Origin of the sequence: Myxococcus sp. CA005, assembly GCF_006518205.1 — a bacterium.
In the GTDB taxonomy this organism is placed as follows: Bacteria; Myxococcota; Myxococcia; order Myxococcales; family Myxococcaceae; genus Myxococcus; species Myxococcus xanthus.
This window is the reverse complement of the sequence record NZ_SRLV01000092.1, coordinates 16046-35821: the sequence shown is the minus strand read 5'-3', so window position 1 is coordinate 35821 and position 19776 is coordinate 16046. Positions and strand designations below refer to the sequence as shown.

Sequence of the window (19776 nt, the reverse complement as noted above, 5' to 3'; positions counted from 1 at the left end):
CTCTAGGGGGCCGCCGTGTCCGGCGAAAATCGGGGGGAGGGAGCGGGGTGGGCTTGACGACCACGCCAGACTCACCCAAGAGCGCACCATGCCGCCGCTGGACACGAAAACACGGGGACGGACGTCGCGCGGGCGCCTGCGCGCGCTGGACGCGTTCCTGTGCCGCTTCGAGCGCCCGTTGCTCGAACGCCGTGACGGGCCCTGGGCCCACGCGGTCTTCGTCGACGTGGGGTTCGGCGAGCACCCGTGGACGACGCTGGAGAGTGCCCAGGCCTTTCGCGCGCTCAACCCGGAGCTCGCCGTGGTGGGCGTGGAGCTGGACGCGGAGCGCGCTCGGGCGGCGCAGGCGGACGCGGATGCCCGCACGTCCTTCCGCGAGGGCGGCTTCGCGCTGCCCCTTCGTCCCGACGAGCCCGCCCGGCTGGTGCGGGCCATGAACCTGCTCCGCCAGGGCGCCCCCGAGCGTGTCCCCGAGGTGCACCGCACCCTGACCCGCTACCTGCTGCCGTCGGGCCTGCTGGTGGAGGGGAGCGCGGACGCGACGGGCGCGGTGATGGCCGCGCACCTGCTGCGCCGCGGCGTTGGGGAGGGCGCGGAGCTGCCGCTGCGCGAAGCGCTCCTGTTCCACACCGACTTCAGCCTGGGCTTTGCGCCCATGCTCTTCCGGGACTGGCTGCCCCGGGATTTGCGCCGCCGGGTACGTCCGGGGGAGCCCATCCATGACTTCTTCTCCGCATGGAGCGCCGCCTGGCAGCAGGCGCGGACCCTGGGCCATACGCACCCACCCGATGCGTTTCGCGAAGCCGCGCTGGGGCTCTCCGCACGCATGGAGGGAGTGGCGACCGACCCGTGGCTCTTGTCCCAGGGCTACGTTGTTTGGAGGCCCAAGGGGGGCGTCTGTTTTTGACGACAGGGGACTGCGTCTTTCTCAGAGAAGGAGAGGGCGCAGCCGAGGGAAGCCAAGTGGGGGGGCGTGCGGTTATCCTTCGCCGCGACCAGGACTTGAAACGGCACCTCCTCTCCTTCGCGTGAGGCGTGCCGGGAACGCAGCGGGAGAACGACACTGTCATGTTGGAGCAGGCACCCCAGGTTCGAATGGAGGGCCGTCCGTCCGTGCTGCTCTTCTCCGCGGGCTTCTACGGCACGCTCGCGGCCGCGCGTTGCTTCGGACGCAATGGCATTGACGTCACGGTGGCGGACCCCGGCAAGCTGGGGCCCGCGAGCTGGTCTCGCTTCGTGGGCCGCCGCGTGCAGTGTCCTCCGGAGTCCCAGGCCGAGGCCTTCGTCGAGTGGCTGATGGACCTGGGCCGCCGCGAGCCGATGCGGCACGTGCTCTATCCGACGAGCGATGAGCTGGCGTGGCTGGTGTCCGTCCACCGCGAGGCGCTGTCGGAGTACTTCCACCTCTACGACCCGGGCATCGACGCCGTCTACGGCCTGCTCAACAAGCGCAAGCTCTTCGAGGCGGGCCAGGCGGCGGGCCTGAAGCTGCCGCGCACCTGGTTCCCCGAATCGGAAGCGGACCTGAACGTGGTGTCCCGCGAGGCGCGCTTCCCCGTCCTCATCAAGCCCACTACGCAGATTCTCTACTCCACCCACCGCAAGGGGCAGCCGGTGCAGGCGCCCGAGCAGCTCGCGGAGGAGTACCGCGCCTTCTCGCGAGACGGGTACGCGCCCATGCTGGTGCGCTTCGACCCCGCGGTGTCGCGCCCCATGGTGCAGGAGTTCCACCCGGAGGCGGCGGAGGGCATCTACAGCCTCTCTGGTTTCGTGGACGAGACGGGCGAGCTGTTCGAGGTGCGCGGCGCCATGAAGGTGCTCCAGCGTCCGCGGCGGCTGGGCGTGGGCGTGTGCTTCGAATCCGCCCCGGTGCGCGAGGAGCTGGCCGCGGGGCTCCAGCGTCTGTGCAAGCGCCTGGGCTACCACGGCGTCTTCGAGGTGGAGTTCATCCAGACGAAGGACGACTTCCTCCTCATCGACTTCAACCCCCGTTACTACGGGCAGATGGGCTTCGACATCGCCCGGGGCCTGCCGCTGCCGCTCCTGGCCTACCACGCCGCGCTGGGGGACCGGGATGCCCTGCGCCGCGAGCTGCGGGCCGCGCGTGACTGGCGTGGCAACGGCGAGGTGTTCTGCAACCGCATCGCGCTGGAGATGCTGCTCAACCTCCAGCGGCTGTCCGGTGCGCTGCCGGAGGACGAGGCCCGCCAGTGGCGGAGCTGGCTGGCGTCACACCGGGACGTGGCGGTGGACCCGCTCATCGACTCGGATGACCTGATGCCCACCGCGGTGGAGGTGGCGCAGATTCTCTACGGCTCCGCGCGCCACCCCCGGGCCTTCATCCGGATGATGGTGCTCAACCGGTGAGCGCGGCGCGGCTGTCCAGCGCGTCGAACGTCACCAGGTCATCGAACGTCTCCGCGCGCCGCAGCAGCCGCTCCTTCCCGTCCTCCAGCGCGACGATGGCCGGCTGGGGATAGGAGAAGGACGTGGCGAAGGGCACGAAGTAGGCGCCCGCATCCATGATGGCCAGCGTGTCCCCCACGCGCAGGTCGGGTAGCCGCTTCGCGTGGTAGAGCGTGTCGCCCGGCGTGCAGATGGGGCCCACCACCGTGTAAACCTTGTCGGCCGGCGCGTCCGGCCGGTTCACGTGGAAGAGCTGGTGGTATTCGTTGCGCACGCACTCGGCATGGTTGATGCCGGCGTCCAGCACCGCCCACGTCCTGTCTTCCCCCGCCTTGAGCGCGTGCACGCGGCCCAGCAAGAGCTGCGTGTCGCCCGTCATGGCGCGGCCCGGCTCCAGGAAGATGCGGGGACGCTGCCGGCCGCGCCGCGCGTAGTGCGTCTCCACCATCTCCACCGCCAGCGCCACGTAGCGGTCGATGGACAGCGACGCCGCCGGGTCGGGCGCGGGCACGTCGCGGAAGAAGGTGAGGTTGAGGCGCCAGTCGCGCTCGGCGATGTGCTCGACGGTGGGCGTGTTGAGGCTGCCGCCCAAATCGAGCACCTCCAAGTCCAGTCCCAGCTCCTGGTGCAGCGTGTCCGTGAAGTCGAGCACCGACTCCACGAAGGCCGTGAAGTCGCCCTCCGTGCGGATGGTTTCTCCACGGTGCGCGTGCAGGCCCACCACGTCCAGGTGCTTCGAGCCGCGCGCCTGCTGGTAGGCCCGCAGCGCGGCGCCTCCCGCGATGGGCGTGCCGAACTGCGCGGACCAGCCGCTGTTCGTCGTCACCCGCACGGCGACGCGCGGGCGGCGGTCCAGCTCCGCGGCCAGCCGGGCGAAGACGGCTATCTCCTCCGCGTGGTTGGCGGCCAGCAACTGGATGCCCCGGGAGATGGCCTCGCGCACGGAGGCCTCCGACTTCACCGGGCCGTTGTAGACGATGCGCTCCGGGGGCACGCCCAGCTTCAGCGCCAGCCACATCTCGTAGGCGGAGATGACCTCCGCGCCCACGCCCAGGCCGTGCAGGAAGGACAGCACGCCGGGCACCGGGTTCGTTTTGTACGAGTAATAGACTTCACAGCCGCCCGTGCGCCCCGGAGGCACCGCGAGGAAGCGCTCCGCGTTGCGCCGCAGTGCCGCCATGTGCACCACGTGCAGCGGCGAGCCCCAGCGCTCCACCAACTGCGCCAGCGGGACACCCTCCAGGCTCAGGCCCTGGCCGGGCACGTCCCGCAGGCCCCAGTGCGAGGCGGGGATGTGGTTGCGCGCCGGGGCCATGGCCCGCTGGAGCACCGGGCGCAGCGTCTGCTTCACCTGGCGTCTGGCCGTCCCGAGAAGCCGGCTCTTGAGGCTCATGACGCGCGGCCCTGGTTGCGCAGGCGCAGCGGCAGACGGCGGGCGACCTCGAAGGGCAGCACCCGCAGGGCGGCCTGCATGAGGCGGTACTCCAGCATGCCGTTCGTCTTGCGGTACTTGCCGTGAATCATCTCGTTGGACTGCACCACCAGCGTGCCGTCCTTGCCCAGGTTGTGCATCAGCGACGGCCGGCCGGTGCGGTAGTGCAGGATGGGCCGGTTGACGTAGACGTGGCCGAACGCGCGGATGCCGCGCAGGTAGAAGTCCACGTCCTCGTAGACGGGGATGGTGGCGTCGAAGCCGCCCAGCGGGGCGAAGTGCTCGCGGCGCACCATGCACGCGGAGTTCACATACAGCGTGCCGCGGAAGAGGATGTGGGCCACCGTCCACGCGCTGTTGGGGGTGCTGGCGCCCACCTGGGCGGCCCACTCGAAGTACTCGCTCTTGTCCTTGAGCCAGTCCGCGTCGTCGCCGAAGGGCACCACCCAGCCCACCGCCACGCCCGCGTCCGGCCGAGCGTCCAGCGCGCTCACCATGGCGTGCAGCGCGCCCTCGGCGAGCATGTCGTCGTCATCCAGGAAGTGCAGGTAGCGCCCGCGGGCCAGCGTGGCGCCGTGGTTGCGCACCACGGCCGGGCGGCCCTTCGACGGTGGATCGTTCACCAGGTAGCGGACCCGCTCGTCCTTCAGCCCTTCCACCGCCTCGCGCGCCGTGCCCTCGGGCGTGTCGTCCAGGACGAGGACCTCGACGTTCACCCCTTCCTGGCGGAGGACCGAGCGGATGGCCTCCACCACTTCCTTCTCCCGCTTGTGGGTGGGCATCACCACCGAGACGTCAATGACGGACATAGCGGACTTATACGCGTTGGCGGCCACGCCTGAGAAGCCGCACGCCCGCGCGCCACCCCGTCACATCAGTAGCTCGCGAACTCCAGGTCGAAATCCACTCCATCCACCTCTTCCGGGTCGCACTCGACCTGTGCCCGGACCGCCGCAAGTAGGACAGGAATGTCCGGATTCTGGCGGTTCCCACTCGGACGGGAGGGGGATGTGGCGCTCACAACCACCCAGTCATGGCTGCCAGTGGCCGCACGGACCTGCCTGTCCGCTCGACCGAAATCCCAATGCGACAGGCGGTTCAGCGAAGGCTGTGTGCGGTGGCGGGCCATGGTCATCCTCCTGCCTCGACTCCGCGAGGCTGGCCGTTGGTTGTGCAGACGTCATGCCAGCCTGACGGCTGGGCAGACGGGCGTGCCGCGGACGACGCTTTTCCCTCTGAGAAGCGGGGGCTCGCCCGGAAGTGGTGGCTTCGGGTCACCGGGTCAGACTTGACGCCGGACGACGGTCGCGACAGGAACAGGCCACACATGGCGTTCCTCCTGGCACACGAAGTCGAGTCGCCCCGGGCCTGCAGCTACCTGCCGGAGCGGGAGGCCTCGCTCGAAAACCTCGTGCTGGAGGACGTCACGCCGGAGGAGTACGAGCACCTGCTGGTGCGAGGCTGGCGCCGCTTCGGCCTGGTGTACTTCCGGCCGGCCTGCGTGGGCTGCAATGCCTGCGTGTCATTGCGCATCCCCGTGGAGGGCTTCCGGCCCAACCGCAGCCAGCGCCGGGCGCGTGCCGCGTGCGCGCACCTGCGCGTGGAGGTGGGGCCGCCGCGTGTGGATGACGCGCGGCTGGCGCTGTATCGCCAGTGGCATTCGGAGCGCGAGGCCGTGCGCGAATGGGAGCCGTCACCCATCACCGCGCGCGAGTACTCGCTCCAGTTCTCCTATCCGCACCCGTCCGCGCGCGAGGTGGCGTGGTACGACGACGGCGCGGAGGGCGGGCCCAGGCTGGTGGGCGTGGGCATCTGCGACGAGACGCCGCGCGCCTGGAGCGCCGTGTATTTCTTCTACGACCCCGCCTACGCGCACCTGTCGCTGGGCACGGCCAACGTGCTGCACCAGGTGGAGCTGGCGAAGGCGCGGGGCATTCCCCACGTCTACCTGGGCTACCGCGTCCTGGCGTGCGCGTCCCTGCGCTACAAGGGCGCCTTCCGCCCGCACGAGTTGCTGGAGGAGCGGCCCGCGCTGGACGCGGCGCCTCAGTGGGTGGCGCCGCCCGAGGAGGCTTGAGGCAGGGCCTGGAGCGCCGCGCCGAAGTGCTGGAGCAGCCGGCGCGCGTATTCCTCCGGCGCCACACGCGCGTACTGGCCATGGCCCGCGCCCTCGACGACCCAGAGTGACTTGGGTTCGCACGCGGCCTGGAAGAGGCTGGCCTGGAGCTTCGCGGGCGCGTCCGGGTCCACGTCGCCGTTGACCAGCAGCAGCGGCCTGCCGCCCAGTCGGCACATCCCGTCAATGGGGCGCACCGCGTCCACCGTCACACCCGCGCGGCGCAGGGTCCACAGCACCGGCTCCGCGCTCATCGCACCCCAGCGGCCATAGCCCGCGTAGATGTCCGCCTCCAGCGCGGGATAGGCCCCCGCGGCGGCCACCGCCTTCACCCGCGCGTCCTCGCTGGCGACCAGGAGCGACGTGGTGCCGCCCATGGAGAAGCCGAAGAGGCCCAACCGTCCCGGGTCCACGTCCGGGCGCCGTGAGATGAAATCCAGCGCCGCCGTCACGTCGCGCCGCTCCCGGTCTCCCCACGTCACCGTGTCGCCGCCGCTCTCGCCATGCGCGCGTAAATCAAAGAGCAACACACCGTAGCCCGCGCCCGCGAGCGTCCGGGCCTCGAAGAGCAACTGCGCGCGGTTGTCCGCGAAGCCGTGTACCAGCACCACCGCGGCGCGGTTGCGGGAAGGCACGTACCAGCCCTTGAGCGGCACCCCGTCGGACGTGGTGAAGGCCACGTCCTCCAGCGGCGACAACGCCGGCTCCGCCGGGGGACGTGTCACCGGAATGGGCGACGGATGCAGCAGGCCCTGGCCAATGCGATGACCGTTCACCACGAGATATCCCGCCGCGGCGAGCAACACGCAGAGGGGCGCCAGCGCCATGAGACAGCGGAATTGAGTGCGTGTTTTCACGGATATCTGGGATTGGCTTGGAATAAAGCGAACCCTAGCTGAGCCGAGGGGGTGGCGGAGCGAATGCAAGTTGGTTACACCGCGGGTGGGTCAGGTTGGAGCCGGGGGGAGTCCTGTCACTCCGAAGGTCCTGGACCGCGGTGTCTCGAAGCACGTGAGAGTGCGGGTGATGCTCGTAACGACACAGGGCGAGGCGCCTCCAGTAGCCGCTCGGAAGCGGGTGCTGTTCACGCTGGTGTTCCTGGGCTCGGGCGGCATCGAACGGTCCGTGTGCAACGTGCTGACGGGGCTGGACCCCAGTCAGTTCGACACGAAGATGTTCTTCCACCACCGGCCCCATCCGAAGAGCCAGAGTGACCGGATTCCACAGCGCACCGAGGTGGTGTGGGGCACCGACGCCTTCGAGTACCGGCGGGGCATGCTGCCGCGTTTCTTCTGGCGGCTGGTGCGCGAGGCGCGCGACGTGGACGTCATCGTGGCGGGGCAGGAGGGCCGGGCGGCGCTGCTGGCGTGCCTGGCGGGGCGGCTGCTGCGCAAGCCCGTGGTGGGCATGATTCACTTCGACTGGGGCGCCTTCCACCTGGAGCAGCCCCGGCGGCAGCTCTGGGGCCTGCGGTGGCTCTACCCTCGCATGAGCCGCATCGTCGCGTGCGGCCACGATTCAGCGAAGGCCTTCCGGGACCTGGTGCCGGTGCGGCCCGAGCAGCTCCACGTCATCCCCAACTTCGTGGACGGCGACCGGGTGCGCGCCGCCGGTGAGCACCCGCTGCCCGCCTGGGCGGAGCCCATCTTCCGCAAGCCCGTGGTCATCGCCGTGGGCCGGCTGGAGCACCAGAAGGCCTTCGACGTGCTCATCCGGAGCCACGCGCTGATGCGTCAGGCCGGGGTGGACCAGCACCTGCTCATCCTGGGGGAAGGCTCGCTGGAGGCGGAGCTGAAGGCGCTGGTGAAGTCCCTGGGCGTGGAGGACTCCGTCTTCCTGCCGGGCTTCGCGCCCAACCCCCATGCGCTGATGCGGCGGGCGGCGGCCTTCGCCCTGTCCTCGCGCTTCGAGGGGCTGCCCATGGTGCTGTTGGAGGCGCTGGCCCTGGGCTGCCCCGTGGTCAGTACCGACTGCCCCTCCGGCCCCGCGGAGGTGCTGGAGCACGGCAAGCACGGCGTCCTGGTGCCCATGGAGCAGCCCCAGGCGCTGGCGGACGCCCTGGCGCGCATCGTCCAGGACGACGTGCACCGGGCCGACCTGTCCGCCCGGGCCCGGCGCCGCTCCGAGGAGCTGTCCGCCGACCGCGCCCTCAAGGCCTGGGAGTCCCTGCTCTCGTCGCTCTGACAGAGGGAGAGGGGCCCGGTCCCCCGCCTTCCGGACGGGGGGATGAAATGAGCCCCCCCGGGGGTTCCCCTGCACGGCTTCGGGACGTCCATCTTCGTCCCGGAGGCCCGGCCGGCGGCATCTGGAGCAGGAATCCCTTGCCGGCCCCCGGCTGCTTCACGAGGATTCGCCCCCATCATGACGACGACGAACGAAACGCAGGGCCTGAACTTCCTCCAGGAAATCATCGAGGAAGACCAGCGGACGGGAAAGTACGCGGGCCGCGTGCACACCCGCTTCCCGCCCGAGCCCAACGGCTACCTCCACATCGGCCACGCCAAGTCCATCTGCCTCAACTTCGGGCTGGCGCAGCAATACGGAGGCAAGTGCAACCTGCGCTTCGACGACACCAACCCCGTCACCGAGGACACCGACTACGTCGAGGCCATCCAGCGTGACGTGAAGTGGCTGGGCTTCGAGTGGGAGGACCGGAAGTTCTTCGCGTCCGACTACTTCCCGAAGCTCTACGACTTCGCCGTGCAGCTCATCAAGCAGGGCAAGGCGTACGTGTGCAGCCTGTCCCCTGAGGAGATTCGCGAGTACCGCGGCGACTTCACCACGCCGGGGCGCAACAGTCCGTACCGCGAGCGCTCCGTGGAGGAGAACCTGGACCTGTTCCACCGCATGCGCGCGGGCGAGTTCTCCGACGGCCAGCACACCCTGCGGGCGAAGATCGACATGGCGTCGCCCAACCCCGTGCTGCGCGACCCGCCCATCTACCGCATCCGTCACGCGCACCATCACCGCACCGGCGACGCGTGGCCCATCTACCCGCTCTACGACTTCGCGCACTGCCTGTCGGACGCGATTGAGGGCATCACCCACTCCATCTGCACGCTGGAGTTCGAGAACCGGCGCGTGCTGTACGACTGGATTGTCGACAACCTCGTCAGCGGGGACCGGCCGTACCAGTACGAGTTCAACCGGCTAAACCTCAACTACACGGTGATGAGCAAGCGCAAGCTGCTCAAGCTGGTGACGGAGGGCTTCGTGGCCGGGTGGGATGACCCCCGGATGATGACGATTACCGGCCTGCGCCGCCGTGGCTTCACGCCGGCGTCCATCCGGGACTTCGCCACGCGCGTGGGCGTGGGCAAGGCGCAGCAGCTCATCGACATGAGCCTGTTGGAGCTGTGCATCCGCGAGGACCTCAACGAGACGGCTCCGCGCGCCATGGCGGTGATGCGCCCGTTGAAGGTGGTCCTGGAGAACTACCCGGAGGGGCAGACGGAGCTGCTGGAGGTGCAGAACCATCCGCAGAAGCCGGAGATGGGGACGCGCCAGGTGCCTTTCATGCGCGAGCTGTACATCGAGGCGGACGACTTCATGGAGGACCCGCCGAAGGGGTTCTTCCGGTTGGCGCCCGGCAAGGAGGTGCGGCTGCGCTCGGCGTACTTCATCAAGTGCGAGCAGGTCATCAAGGACGCCGCGGGTAACGTGGTGGAGTTGCGTTGCTCGTATGACCCGGCCACGCGCGGCGGCAACGCGCCGGATGGCCGCAAGGTGAAGGGCACGCTGCACTGGGTACCCGGCAACGCGCCCGTCGCGGAGGTCCGCCTCTATGACCGGCTCTTCTCCGTGGAGGCGCCGGACGCGGACGACTCCAAGGACTTCACCACGTTCCTCAACCCGACCAGCCTCCAGACGCTGCGCGACGCCCGCGTCGAGCCGATGCTGGTGGATGCCGCCGTGGAGTCGCGCTACCAGTTCGAGCGCACCGGGTACTTCTACGTGGACCCGAAGGACTCGAAGCCGGGCAAGCCCGTCTTCAACCGTACGGTGACGCTGAAGGACTCATGGACGAAGGAGCAGGCCAAGGGGAAGTAGTCCCTGGCGTGCTTCCGGGTGCCGCCCACGCTGGCGGCACCCGGCACGGTGCTTTCGTCGGAAGGCTCGCGGCCTACCGCGTCGCGGCGGGCTGCTCGAGCTCCTTGAGCATCTTCACCGCGTTCTCGTTCTTGGGGTCCAGCTCCAGGGACTTGCGGTAGTTCGCGATGGCCTGTTCCTTGTCGCCGTGGGCGGCGTAGGCCTCGCCGAGGCTGTCGTAGCAGTTGGCCCCCTTGGGGAACGTCTCCACGTTGAGCTTGAACACCTCGATGGCATCCACCACGCGCCCGTCGCGCAAGAGGTGGTAGCCCACCGTGTTCAACTGCGATTCGCTGAAGTCGTACTGGGCTTCTTTCGTCTTCTTCAGCGCGCGGTAGTTGGCGATGGCCTCGGCGGTGGAGCCCTTGCCGAGAGACTCCATCATCACGGTGCCGATGGGCATCCGGGCCTGCCGGGGGGCGATGCCATGGAGGATGCTCAGCACGCCGCCCGCAATCTCCTGGAGGTCGCCGTGGGTCGCGTTGTCGAGGAGGATGACGACCTCCTTGCGCTCGGGCAGGCGGACCAGGAGGGATGAGAAGCCGTTGATGCCGCCGCTGTGGAAGATACCTGGAAGCTTCGTCTTGCCGTCATGCAGTTGCACGGGGGCAATGGCCCAGCCGAAGCCGTAGTGCTGAAGGCCCGGGGTGAGCATCTTCTGCTTGAGCTCCGCGGGCATCAGCGTGTCGCCGTAGAAGGCCCGGTCCCAGCGGTACAGGTCCTCCACCGTCGAGTACAGCGAGCCGGCGGCATAGGGCTGGCCCATGTCGATGTAGGGCGCGTTGACGTACCCGCCCGGCCTGGGCGTGTAGCCGCTGGCGCGCTTGGGCAGCACCGTGGCGGTGACGTCATAGCCGGAGTCCTTCATGCCCAGTGGCCCGAAGATGCGCGCCTGCACGGCCTGCGCATACGTCTGGCCGGTGAGCTTCTCGATGAGGGCGCCCAGCAGGTAGTAGCCGCAGTTGTTGTACGCGTACTTCGTGCCGGGCTCGAACTCCAGGTCGCCACTGCAGGACTTCTTCACGAACTCCGCGACGCCATAGGGGTTGACCGAGTCGGCCCGGAAATGGGGGGCTGACGTGTAGCTGGGGATGCCGGAGGTGTGGTTCAACAGGTGGGTGATGGTGACGCGCCCACCGGTGTCGCCCCGGTAGTCCGGCAGGTGCTTCGTGATGGGGTCATCGAGCTGGAGCTTTCCCTCGGCGACGAGCTGCAGGATGACGGTTGCCGTGAAGGACTTGGTGATGGAGCCGATGCGGAACTTCGTGTCCGGCGCGTTGGGCACCTTCCACTCGAGGTTCGCGGAGCCGTAGCCCTTCTTGAGGAGGATGCCCCCCTCCGTGGCTACGAGCGCCGTTCCGTTGAACATGCCCTTCTGGTGGAACCCATGGATGTACCGGTCTACCTCCTGCTTCCGGTTCGCCGCCTCCGCCAGCGGTGCCACCAGCACCCATGCCACCAGTACGCCCGTGAGGCGCGTGCTCAGCCATCTCATTCAGACCTCCCCTTCATTTCGCGCAGTACGTGCGGGGATGCGGGTGATTGCAGCTGTTCTTGCGGGCCGCCCCGGTTTTCCCTTAGTCCAGAAGTCGGGTTTTCTGTCGGACGCTTGTTCATGAGAAGTGAAGGGGTGTCTTGAAAGGCAGTCATTCATGCACGACAAGGGTTGGCGTCAATGGCTGTCGAAAAAAGGAGTCCATGATATGGCAAAGCCTTCCCCCGATGGCGTGCATCGTTTCCTGGCCCCGGCGAACCAGATTGATTTCCCCGAGGACCCGACAGCACAGAAGAAGCTCAACGAGGCATGGAACTTCAACCTCACGGGCTTCACCGACCAGGGCATCACGGGCAACCCGTGGAACATGTCCAACTCCGCCAACAACACCTGGTATTTCAACCCCGCGCAGACGGACACGGCGCAGGGGAGCTACGCCGCCATCCAATGGAATGCGTTCCCCGGCCGTCTGGGTTTCTACTTCGGAGGGCAGGGTGGGACGAATGCCAAGGGGCTGGTGCTACCGGAGGAGGACCTGCTGGCCCTGGCGGACACGGGCCGGACGAAGGATGGAACGCCATTCTCGGACCTGCCGCAAATCACCAATCCCTGTACCGGGGACGTGAGCCACTACGGCCCCTTCGGCCCTCGGGGCTGGCAGGACGAATATTGCGAGTGGAGCGTCGAGCGCGACAGCCAGGGCAACATCCTCCGCATCGACTTCACGTGTGAGAATCCGGAGTACTGGAACACGCTGTGGGCGGTGGACCCGAACAAGGTGCTGGAGCTGTATCGCTCCACCCTGGGCAAGCGGCAGATCGCGCTGGAGGACCTGTATCTGGAGGACCCGTCCACGGGACGGCCGGTGGAGGACCCGTCCACGGGACGCCCCGCGTACAACCCGCTCAACCGGTGGAACAGCGGGCCGGTGTCCACGGCGAGCGAGGGTGGCGCCATGCACCTGACGAGCACGCCCAACACGCTCCAGACGGAAATCGGGCTCGCGTCGGCCGCGACGGTGCCGCGTCCCGTGGGCAACTCCAATCCGCAGACGCTCATCTGCTGCGCGCAGTATGGCCAGCCCGCCCGCAACAGCGACCCGCACATCGGGCTGTCCGTGAATCAGCTCGTCGCGCCGCCCAATCCGCAGCGGCCGTCAAACAAGGCCACCCTGGCCAATCCGCCCGGGCTCTACATCCAGATGCCAGACTTCTCTGGCTACCAGACGCCGGACCAGACGAACGCGGCGGAGTTCTGGACCATCGTCCGAGGCACCTCGTCGCTGACGGACCCGGATGGCAGGCCCATGCCGGGCAACTACATCCTGCACGCCACCTTCCGGGTACCGCCGAACAAGCGCTACACCGTCTCCGACATCACCATCAACGGCCAGAAGATTCGCTGGGCCGGGCAGGTGGCGCAGACCTTCCTCATGCAAATCACCGGCATGGGGCTGGCGCAGCCATCCCGCGCGCCGGTACAGGACTGCGTGGGCGTGCCGTCCACGGAGCTGGCGCAGCCGCTCCAGCTCTTCCATTCCAGCGTGTTCAGCGCCCTGGCCGGTACCAACGTGCCCAATTTCATGGGCGTGCCCATGAACCTGGCCAGCAACAGCACCTTGATTGCCCCGACGGTGAGGGCCGGTGACACGAATGTCCCCATGTTGCTGACCGCGCTGCTGCCCGACATCTCCGCGCTGCCGACCGTGGCCGTCGACGGGGGCGGCATCACCGTCCAGGTGCAGGACATGAAGTCGGTGGACTACGCGGTGCCCGGGAACACCTATCCCGGGCCGGTGGCGGCCATCCGCATCCTGGTCTCCGTGCAGGCGGACGCGGCGCCGGGCCCACGGGGTGTCTTCGTCACCGGTGCGGGGCAGACGAAGACACCGACGCCGTTCCCCTCGGCGCTGCACGTCGCCTCCCGGTAGGCCCGCGAGCGTGCCCATGCCCGTGCTCCAGAATCGCGTTGGCGTCGCGTTGGCGTCGCTGTTGCTCGCCGCTGGCTGTGCCAGGGACAGGGCCTCCCGGGAAGCGCCTCCGGGAGGGACTGTTGCCCAGGCGGAGACGGGGGCTCCGGCTCCCGCCCATGCAGCCCCCGCCGGCGCTCCACCGCAGTTCAACTGTGGCAGCCAGCAGATTCTGGAGCTCGGCCCGGAGGTGCCTCCGGACTTCAGCCAGGTGGTGGGCCAGGAAGACGCGAACTGCTTCGCCTGGCAGCAGTTCATCGCGTTGAACTGGCCCGAGTCCGGCATGGACGGGGGGATGGCTGGCTTTGGCACCCCCGGGGACCTGGAGCCCGTGCAATGGCAGACGTACATGAGCACCGGCCAGCTCTTCCTGCCGGACGGGGGCGCGCCTCCCGCCTGGGGCACGCAGGCACGCATCACGGATGCGTGTCTGGCGGAAGCGGGGCTCTCCGTGGCGCAGGCCCGGGAGCGCCTGCCGTTGATGGTCGCGTCGAAGTTCGCGGAGAACTTCTTCCCGGGGAGCGCGAACCAGGCGTTCCCCTTCGACGGCTCGCCCGCGTGGCTGGGGGCGCCCGGAGACACCAACGTCTGGTACGACGTGAAGGTCAACCAGCCCGAATACGACTACATCGTCGACGCGGGTCTCTACAACGCGGCGAACCAGCTGGCCCTGGTGGATTCAGGCGTGCCCGTGGTCCTGCCACAAGGCGCGTACCAGCCAGCCCCCGGCTCGGTGGGCGCCATCGAGCTGAAGTCGGCGTGGATGGAAGTGCCCAATCCCTCCGACGCGCGCTGGAACACCTACAAGCTGTCGCCCGCCGTGGTGGTGGACCCGTCGACGCAGCGGTGCCGGACGGCGACCGTGGCGCTGGTGGGGCTGCACATCATCCATGCCACCCAGTCCCAACCGTCCATCATCTGGGCCACGTTCGAACACGAGGCGAATGCACCGGACCAGGGCACCGACGCGGGGACGGGCGCGTGGAACTTCTTCGATGCCGCCTGCTCGCCGCGCACGCTGACGGTGCCCGCCAACTGCGCGGCGGATGGGAAGTCCACGGAGGTGACGGTGGGGTGCGAGCCCAACGTGCCGCCGCCGTACCACATTGGCGGCGGCTGCCCGGGGCCCGTGCCCATCCAGGTGACGCGACTGACGCCCATCGACCCGATGGCGCAGCGGGTGAATCAACTGGTCCAGCAGAACATCGCGATGCACTTCCCGGACTCGGTGTGGAAGCACTACGTGCTGGTGAACGTGCTCTGGTCCACCAATCCCAGCCCCAGCCCGACGAAGCCCGTGAAGGCGCCGCTGCCCTTCGCCGCGCCCACGCCCTCCGGGTCAGTGGCCATCGCCAACACGACCATGGAGACCTATATCCAGCGGACCGCGGACTTCGGCCAGGGGCCCCAGGCGAGCAACTGCATCGTCTGTCACCGGAACGCGACGCTCGCTGGCAAGACGGGCATCGCGTCGGATTTCAGCTTCGTCTTCGGACTGGCGCAGGGCCTGCCACCGTCCCAGGCACCGTCGCTGAAGTCCATGCGCCTGACGCCGAGCCAGAAGGCCGCGGTGGCCCATCCCCCGACGATGCGGCGAATCATTCAGTAGCGTCACGAGGGGGCGCCTCGCGCGTCATCTCCACCATGGTGGGGCGCCACCCCAGCTTCGCGAACAGGCGCTGTGCGGTCGCGTTCTGCGCGGCGGTGTGGAGGACGACGCGCGGCACGCCCAGGGCCGTCAGGCGCTTCATCATCTCCTCCGCGAGCAGGACGCCTACGCCCGCGCCACGGGCCTTCTCGTCCACCCAGATGTCATGGAAGCCGCCGCTGCGGTCCAGCAGGGCATTCCAGTCCATGCCTTCCACGCGGCCGTAGGCATAGCCCACGACCTCGCCGTCCAGCTCCGCCACCAGGACGACCGCGTCGGGCTTCCCGGCCTCGCTGCCCAGCCACTTGCGGAAGCCCGACTCCACGTCCTCTGGGAGCATGAAGCGCGCGGCGTCGAAGGCGTGGTGTTTCCGGGCGAGCGCCGCGCCCATGCGCCCCAGGGAGGGCTCATCCGAGGGCTTGGCGGGACGGAGGGTGACGGGCATGGCGGCTCCAAGGGAAGGAATGGTCCCTTCCTATAACGGGCTTCTTCACCGAGCGCTGGCCTCGTCGGAGTGCGCGGCTTGGCGGCGTGGCCACGAGGCAACATTGTTGACGAGGAATGGCGTCCAGGAGTCGTTGGTGGACGGGAGGCACGCCAACGGGGAGGGCGCCTCGTTGCCTCCTTGCGTTGGACGCGACCCTCCCATGGACCACCTGGATGACAGCACCGGGATGTCGGCTCCGCTCGCCCGCGACGATGGCACGCGTCCTGGCGGGCATGCCTTCGCGGACGGCGAGGGCGGCATCCCGCTCGGCATCCTGGAGGCGATCTTCCTCAACATGGGAGATGGCGTGACGGTGGTCGACCGGCACGGCCGGTTCGTCCTCCTCAACCCCATGGCCCAGCAGATCTTCGGCGCGCTGCCTCCGCCGGAGATGCCGGTGTCCCAGTGGTCGAAGTACTTCGGGCTCTACCTCCCCGACACCGTGACGCCCTATCCCGTCGAGACGCTGCCGCTCAGCCGTGCCCTGCTGCATGGCGAGGCGGTGGACCAGGCGGAGGTCTACGTACGCAACGCTCGCCACCCCAAGGGCCTCTGGCTGCAGGTGGGCGCGCGCGTGCTCACCGACTCGACGGGTGACGTCTATGGCGCGGCGTCCGTGTTCCGGGACATCACCGCCATCAAACAGGCGGAGGCAGCGCTTCGCGCGGAGGAAGAGAAGTTCCGGAGCCTCTACAGGTACACGCCCGCGATGATGCACTCCATCGACGCGGAGGGCCGGCTGGTCAGCGTCAGCGAGTTCTGGCTGCGCACCCTGGGCTATTCGCGCGAGGAGGTCCTGGGCCGTCGCTCCGTGGACTTCTTTACGCCGGAGTCTCGCCGGTATGCGACCGAGCACGTCCTGCCCGTGTTCTTCAAGACGGGCGTCTGCAAGGACGTGCCGTACCAGATTGTGAAGAAGAACGGCGAGGTGCTCGACGTCCTCCTCTCCGCCATCTCGGAGCGGGATGCGTCGGGCCGGATGGTTCGGTCGCTGGCGGTGCTGACCGACGTGACGGAGCGCAAGCGCGCCGAGGACGCGCTCGCCGAGAGCGAGAAGCGGCTGCGCGCCATCCTGGACAACGCCAACGCCGTGTTCTTCATCCTCGACCGGCAGGAGCGCTACATCTTCGTGAACCGCGAGTGGGAGCGGCTCTTCCACCGCACGCTGCAGGAGGTCGCCGGGAAGTCCACTGCGGACATCTTCCCCGGGCCGCAGGCGGCGCGCTTCCATGAGACGAGTCAGGCTGTCTTCACCACCGGGGAGCTCGTCCAGCGGGAGGAGTGCATCCCCCTGGAAGACGGCGTTCACACCCACCTCACGCAGAAGTTCCCGCTCATCGATTCGTCGGGCACGCTCTATGCGCTGTGCGGTATCTCCACCGACGTCACCGAACTCAAGCAGATGGAGCTGGGGCAGCGCTTCCTGTCGGAGGCCAGCCAGGCGCTGGTGACGTCGCTCGACTCGGAGACCACGCTCCAGCGCGTGGCGGAGCTGTCCGTCCCCACCCTGGGGGAGCTGTGCGTCGTCTCCCTGTTGGGGAAGGACGCGGCGCTGCGCCCCGTGGCCGTCGCCGCCAGTTCGCCCGAAGGGGGCCGCACCGTTCGCGAGTTCCTCCAGACCCATCCCCCCGTCTCCGGTCCGCGGGATGGTCCTTATGGGGTGCTGGAGACGGGACATTCGGAGTCGTCTCCGGATGCCATGGGCCTGCTGGACCCGGATGGGCTCCGAGACGAACGGTGGAGCGCGGTGCGGGCACTGAGCGCTCGGGCATCCCTGAATGTCCCGCTGCGAGCGCGGGGCCCCATCCTGGGCGTGCTGTCCGTTGTCGCGGCGCATCCGGGACGTCCGTATGGCCCACGCGAGCGCTCATTGGCCGAGGAACTGGGGCAGCGCGCAGCCTTTGCCATCGAGAACGCCGAGCTCTATCGCAAGGCCCAGGAGTCCATCCGCGCTCGCGACGAGTTCCTGTCGATTGCCTCGCATGAGCTGAAGACGCCCGTCACCTCCATGAAGCTGCGTGTGCAGCAACTGACTCGGACCCTGTCTCGGCAGGAGTCCGGACAGCTTCCCGTGGAGAAGGTGGCCGCCCTGCTGGATGTCTTCGGGGACCAGCTCCGGCGTCTGTCGCACCTGGTGGAGCACCTGCTGGACGTGTCGCGCGTCAACGAGCGCCAGGTGGACCTGCGGCTCGAGGACATGGACCTGGTGGCGGTGGCCCGGGACGTCACGGGCCATCTGCGGGGACAGATGGGCCGTGCGGGCTGCGTGTTCGAACTGGTGGCGCCCACGCCCGTCCTGGGGCGATGGGACCGGCTCCGGATGGAGCAGGTGATGATCAACCTGCTGACCAACGCGATGAAGTACGGCGCCGGCGAGCCCATCCGCATGGAAGTGTCACGCGTCGGGGAGGGTGCCCGCATCCGCATCCAGGACCATGGCGTGGGCATTCCCCTGGAGGCGCAGCCGCGCATCTTCGATCGCTTCGAGCGCGCCGCGTCCCGCAACTACGGAGGTCTGGGGCTGGGGCTCTTCATCACCCGGAGGCTCGTGGAAGCGCACGGCGGGACGATTCGCGTCGAAAGCCAGCCAGGGAAGGGCGCCACCTTCGTCGTCGACCTTCCCCTGGAGGCTCGCTGACCCGTGACTGGAGGAGGACGGAGGGGCAGACTTCGGCCACCGCATGCATCCGCTCGACGCCGAACTCGACATCGCCCGCCGCGTAGCCCGCCAGGCGGGAGCCATCCTCCTGGAGGTCTACGCCACGCCCTTCGCCGTCCATGACAAGGCGGGAGGCATGGGGCCCGTCACCGAGGCCGACGAGCGCGCCAACGCCTTCATCGTGGAAGCGCTGCGCGACGCATTTCCTTCCGACGGTGTCGTGGCCGAGGAGTCCGACAACACCTCCGGCGCGAGCCGCTTCGAGCGCTGCTGGTTCGTGGACCCCATGGACGGCACGCAGGAGTTCGTCAACCGCAACGGCGAGTTCGCCATCCACATCGGGCTCGCCATCGCGGGGAAGGCCACGCTGGGCGTCGTGTACCGGCCCGTTGGAGACACGCTGTACTGGGGCGTGGTGGGGCAGGGCGGCTTCGTGGAGCACGCGAAGGGGCGCCGCGCCCTGCGGGTGTCGGACACGGCGGAGCCGTCCGCGCTGCGGCTGGTGGTGTCCCGCTCACACCGCTCGCGCCTGACGGACGCGGTGGTCCGGCGGCTGGGCATCACGCACGAGCAGGCGTGCGGCTCCGTGGGCCTCAAGTGCGGTCTGCTGGCGGAGGCCGCCTGCGACCTCTACCTGCACGTCAGCGACAAGAGCTATCGCTGGGACAACTGCGCGCCCGAAGCGGTTCTGCGCGCGGCGGGCGGCATCCTCACGGACCTGGGCGGGACGCCGTACGCCTATGACGGTTCGGAGCTCCAGAACCGCCGCGGCCTGCTGGCCTGCAACGCCGCCGCCTTCGAGCACGTGGCGCCCGTGGTGGCCGGATTCGCCCGCGAGGCCGGCATCCTTCGCTGAGGCCTCGCGGACGCCGCTCGCGTCAGGACGCCGTCGTCTCGCAGCGCTGGATGATGGTGCGCAACTGGGACTGCACGCCGGAGAGCATGCTGCGCAGTCGCGCATGGCGGAGCGAGCCCGCGAGCGCGTTGGACAGGGCCTGGAGCACGGAGACCTCCGTCGGCGGCCACTTGCGCTCCGTCCGGCAGTCGTCGAAGCCCACGAAGCCCCACCACTCGCCGCCCACGGTGATGGGGCAGACCAGCAGTGACCGGATGTCCTGGGCCTCCAGCAGCTCCCGAGCGGGCGACGGGAAGGCACGGGGCGGTCCCTGGACGGCCTTGCCCGACGACAGCGGCGCGACCCAGGAGGGCATGACCTCCGAGTAGGGGACGTTCTGGAGCTCGGGGTTGTCCAACTGCGCGGAGGCCGCGGCCGCGGTCCACTCGTAGCGCTGGTTGCACAGCAGCTCGCCCGTGGGGCTGGTGGCGTTCTCGAAGATGTAGACGCGGTCGACGTCGAGCGCGACGCCTACCTGGCCCAGGGCCTCCGAGACTGTCGCGGTCTCGAAGCCGCGCTCCAGGAGTAGCTGCGATACGTTCATGATTGCTGCGAATGCCTTCGAGGCCATGGGGTCTGC

The 19776-nt window shown here is 68.8% G+C and carries 16 protein-coding genes; 9 read left to right on the top strand and 7 right to left on the bottom strand.

The window, feature by feature from the left end:
* Positions 1–88: 88 nt before the first annotated feature.
* Together FMQ63_RS30415 and FMQ63_RS30410 are read left to right on the top strand one after the other, a co-directional pair.
* Positions 89–907 carry a hypothetical protein gene (locus FMQ63_RS30415; protein WP_011552431.1) on the top strand — a complete coding sequence of 273 codons (819 nt, stop codon included), beginning with the start codon at positions 89–91 and terminating at the stop codon, positions 905–907.
* 161 nt (positions 908–1068) lie between these two features.
* Positions 1069–2367, top strand: coding sequence for a carbamoyl-phosphate synthase (locus FMQ63_RS30410; protein WP_011552432.1), 1299 nt, complete (start codon positions 1069–1071; stop codon positions 2365–2367).
* Here the strand turns inward: FMQ63_RS30410 and FMQ63_RS30405 are convergent.
* The 3 genes from FMQ63_RS30405 to FMQ63_RS30395 form a co-directional block, all read right to left on the bottom strand.
* Complete coding sequence (locus FMQ63_RS30405; protein WP_011552433.1) at positions 2357–3799, bottom strand: pyridoxal-dependent decarboxylase; 1443 nt, start codon at positions 3797–3799, stop codon at positions 2357–2359. The genes FMQ63_RS30410 and FMQ63_RS30405 overlap by 11 nt on opposite strands.
* Entirely contained in the window at positions 3796–4647 is an 852-nt protein-coding gene (locus FMQ63_RS30400; protein ID WP_171443547.1) for a glycosyltransferase family 2 protein, read from the bottom strand. Before FMQ63_RS30400 ends, FMQ63_RS30405 begins: the two co-directional genes overlap by 4 nt.
* A gap of 65 nt (positions 4648–4712) precedes the next feature.
* Entirely contained in the window at positions 4713–4967 is a 255-nt protein-coding gene (locus FMQ63_RS30395; protein ID WP_020477607.1) for a hypothetical protein, read from the bottom strand.
* 198 nt (positions 4968–5165) lie between these two features.
* Here FMQ63_RS30395 and FMQ63_RS30390 point away from each other — a divergent pair, with 198 nt between their 5' ends.
* Positions 5166–5915, top strand: a complete 750-nt coding sequence (locus FMQ63_RS30390) for an arginyltransferase (RefSeq protein ID WP_011552435.1) — start codon at positions 5166–5168, stop codon at positions 5913–5915.
* Here FMQ63_RS30390 and FMQ63_RS30385 read toward each other — a convergent pair.
* The gene (locus FMQ63_RS30385; RefSeq protein ID WP_011552436.1) at positions 5885–6781 is read right to left on the bottom strand and encodes an alpha/beta hydrolase; all 897 of its coding nucleotides are present in this window, start codon (positions 6779–6781) and stop codon (positions 5885–5887) included. The two genes, FMQ63_RS30390 and FMQ63_RS30385, sit on opposite strands and share 31 nt — an antisense overlap.
* Before the next feature lie 199 nt (positions 6782–6980).
* On the opposite strand from FMQ63_RS30385, the gene FMQ63_RS30380 reads away from it, so the two are divergent.
* Both FMQ63_RS30380 and FMQ63_RS30375 read left to right on the top strand, forming a co-directional pair.
* Entirely contained in the window at positions 6981–8138 is a 1158-nt protein-coding gene (locus FMQ63_RS30380; protein WP_011552437.1) for a glycosyltransferase, read from the top strand.
* 177 nt (positions 8139–8315) lie between these two features.
* Positions 8316–10004 carry a glutamine--tRNA ligase/YqeY domain fusion protein gene (locus FMQ63_RS30375; RefSeq protein ID WP_011552438.1) on the top strand — a complete coding sequence of 563 codons (1689 nt, stop codon included), beginning with the start codon at positions 8316–8318 and terminating at the stop codon, positions 10002–10004.
* A 73-nt stretch (positions 10005–10077) separates the two neighbouring features.
* Here FMQ63_RS30375 and FMQ63_RS30370 read toward each other — a convergent pair whose 3' ends face one another.
* Positions 10078–11538, bottom strand: coding sequence for a serine hydrolase (locus FMQ63_RS30370; protein WP_020477608.1), 1461 nt, complete (start codon positions 11536–11538; stop codon positions 10078–10080).
* A 208-nt stretch (positions 11539–11746) separates the two neighbouring features.
* Here FMQ63_RS30370 and FMQ63_RS30365 point away from each other — a divergent pair, with 208 nt between their 5' ends.
* Entirely contained in the window at positions 11747–13468 is a 1722-nt protein-coding gene (locus FMQ63_RS30365; protein ID WP_020477609.1) for a hypothetical protein, read from the top strand.
* Positions 13469–13484: 16 nt separating this feature from the next.
* Positions 13485–15116, top strand: coding sequence for a hypothetical protein (locus tag FMQ63_RS30360; protein ID WP_011552441.1), 1632 nt, complete (start codon positions 13485–13487; stop codon positions 15114–15116).
* On the opposite strand, the gene FMQ63_RS30355 is transcribed toward FMQ63_RS30360, so the two are convergent.
* On the bottom strand, positions 15106–15600 hold the full coding sequence (locus tag FMQ63_RS30355) for a GNAT family N-acetyltransferase (RefSeq protein WP_011552442.1): 495 nt from the start codon (positions 15598–15600) through the stop codon (positions 15106–15108). The two genes, FMQ63_RS30360 and FMQ63_RS30355, sit on opposite strands and share 11 nt — an antisense overlap.
* A gap of 202 nt (positions 15601–15802) precedes the next feature.
* On the opposite strand from FMQ63_RS30355, the gene FMQ63_RS30350 reads away from it, so the two are divergent.
* The gene (locus FMQ63_RS30350) at positions 15803–18280 is read left to right on the top strand and encodes a PAS domain S-box protein (protein ID WP_225909908.1); all 2478 of its coding nucleotides are present in this window, start codon (positions 15803–15805) and stop codon (positions 18278–18280) included.
* A gap of 43 nt (positions 18281–18323) precedes the next feature.
* A complete protein-coding gene (locus FMQ63_RS30345) occupies positions 18324–19157 on the top strand; it encodes a 3'(2'),5'-bisphosphate nucleotidase CysQ (RefSeq protein ID WP_011552444.1) in 834 nt (277 codons plus the stop codon).
* Between the two features lie 22 nt (positions 19158–19179).
* Here FMQ63_RS30345 and FMQ63_RS30340 read toward each other — a convergent pair whose 3' ends face one another.
* A complete protein-coding gene (locus FMQ63_RS30340; RefSeq protein ID WP_011552445.1) occupies positions 19180–19740 on the bottom strand; it encodes a GAF domain-containing protein in 561 nt (186 codons plus the stop codon).
* Between the last annotated feature and the right edge of the window lie 36 nt (positions 19741–19776).

Bases quoted from the DNA above. Each gene is read 5' to 3' on its own strand.
- FMQ63_RS30365 (WP_020477609.1), top strand. From the start codon at position 11,747: ATGGCAAAGCCTTCCCCCGATGGCGTGCATCGTTTCCTGGCCCCGGCG.
- FMQ63_RS30370 (WP_020477608.1), bottom strand. From the start codon at position 11,538: ATGAGATGGCTGAGCACGCGCCTCACGGGCGTACTGGTGGCATGGGTG.
- FMQ63_RS30360 (WP_011552441.1), top strand. From the start codon at position 13,485: ATGCCCGTGCTCCAGAATCGCGTTGGCGTCGCGTTGGCGTCGCTGTTG.
- FMQ63_RS30340 (WP_011552445.1), bottom strand. From the start codon at position 19,740: ATGAACGTATCGCAGCTACTCCTGGAGCGCGGCTTCGAGACCGCGACA.
- FMQ63_RS30405 (WP_011552433.1), bottom strand. From the start codon at position 3,799: ATGAGCCTCAAGAGCCGGCTTCTCGGGACGGCCAGACGCCAGGTGAAG.
- FMQ63_RS30415 (WP_011552431.1), top strand. From the start codon at position 89: ATGCCGCCGCTGGACACGAAAACACGGGGACGGACGTCGCGCGGGCGC.
- FMQ63_RS30380 (WP_011552437.1), top strand. From the start codon at position 6,981: ATGCTCGTAACGACACAGGGCGAGGCGCCTCCAGTAGCCGCTCGGAAG.
- FMQ63_RS30350 (WP_225909908.1), top strand. From the start codon at position 15,803: ATGGACCACCTGGATGACAGCACCGGGATGTCGGCTCCGCTCGCCCGC.
- FMQ63_RS30375 (WP_011552438.1), top strand. From the start codon at position 8,316: ATGACGACGACGAACGAAACGCAGGGCCTGAACTTCCTCCAGGAAATC.
- FMQ63_RS30390 (WP_011552435.1), top strand. From the start codon at position 5,166: ATGGCGTTCCTCCTGGCACACGAAGTCGAGTCGCCCCGGGCCTGCAGC.
- FMQ63_RS30400 (WP_171443547.1), bottom strand. From the start codon at position 4,647: ATGTCCGTCATTGACGTCTCGGTGGTGATGCCCACCCACAAGCGGGAG.
- FMQ63_RS30355 (WP_011552442.1), bottom strand. From the start codon at position 15,600: ATGCCCGTCACCCTCCGTCCCGCCAAGCCCTCGGATGAGCCCTCCCTG.
- FMQ63_RS30385 (WP_011552436.1), bottom strand. From the start codon at position 6,781: ATGGCGCTGGCGCCCCTCTGCGTGTTGCTCGCCGCGGCGGGATATCTC.
- FMQ63_RS30345 (WP_011552444.1), top strand. From the start codon at position 18,324: ATGCATCCGCTCGACGCCGAACTCGACATCGCCCGCCGCGTAGCCCGC.
- FMQ63_RS30410 (WP_011552432.1), top strand. From the start codon at position 1,069: ATGTTGGAGCAGGCACCCCAGGTTCGAATGGAGGGCCGTCCGTCCGTG.
- FMQ63_RS30395 (WP_020477607.1), bottom strand. From the start codon at position 4,967: ATGGCCCGCCACCGCACACAGCCTTCGCTGAACCGCCTGTCGCATTGG.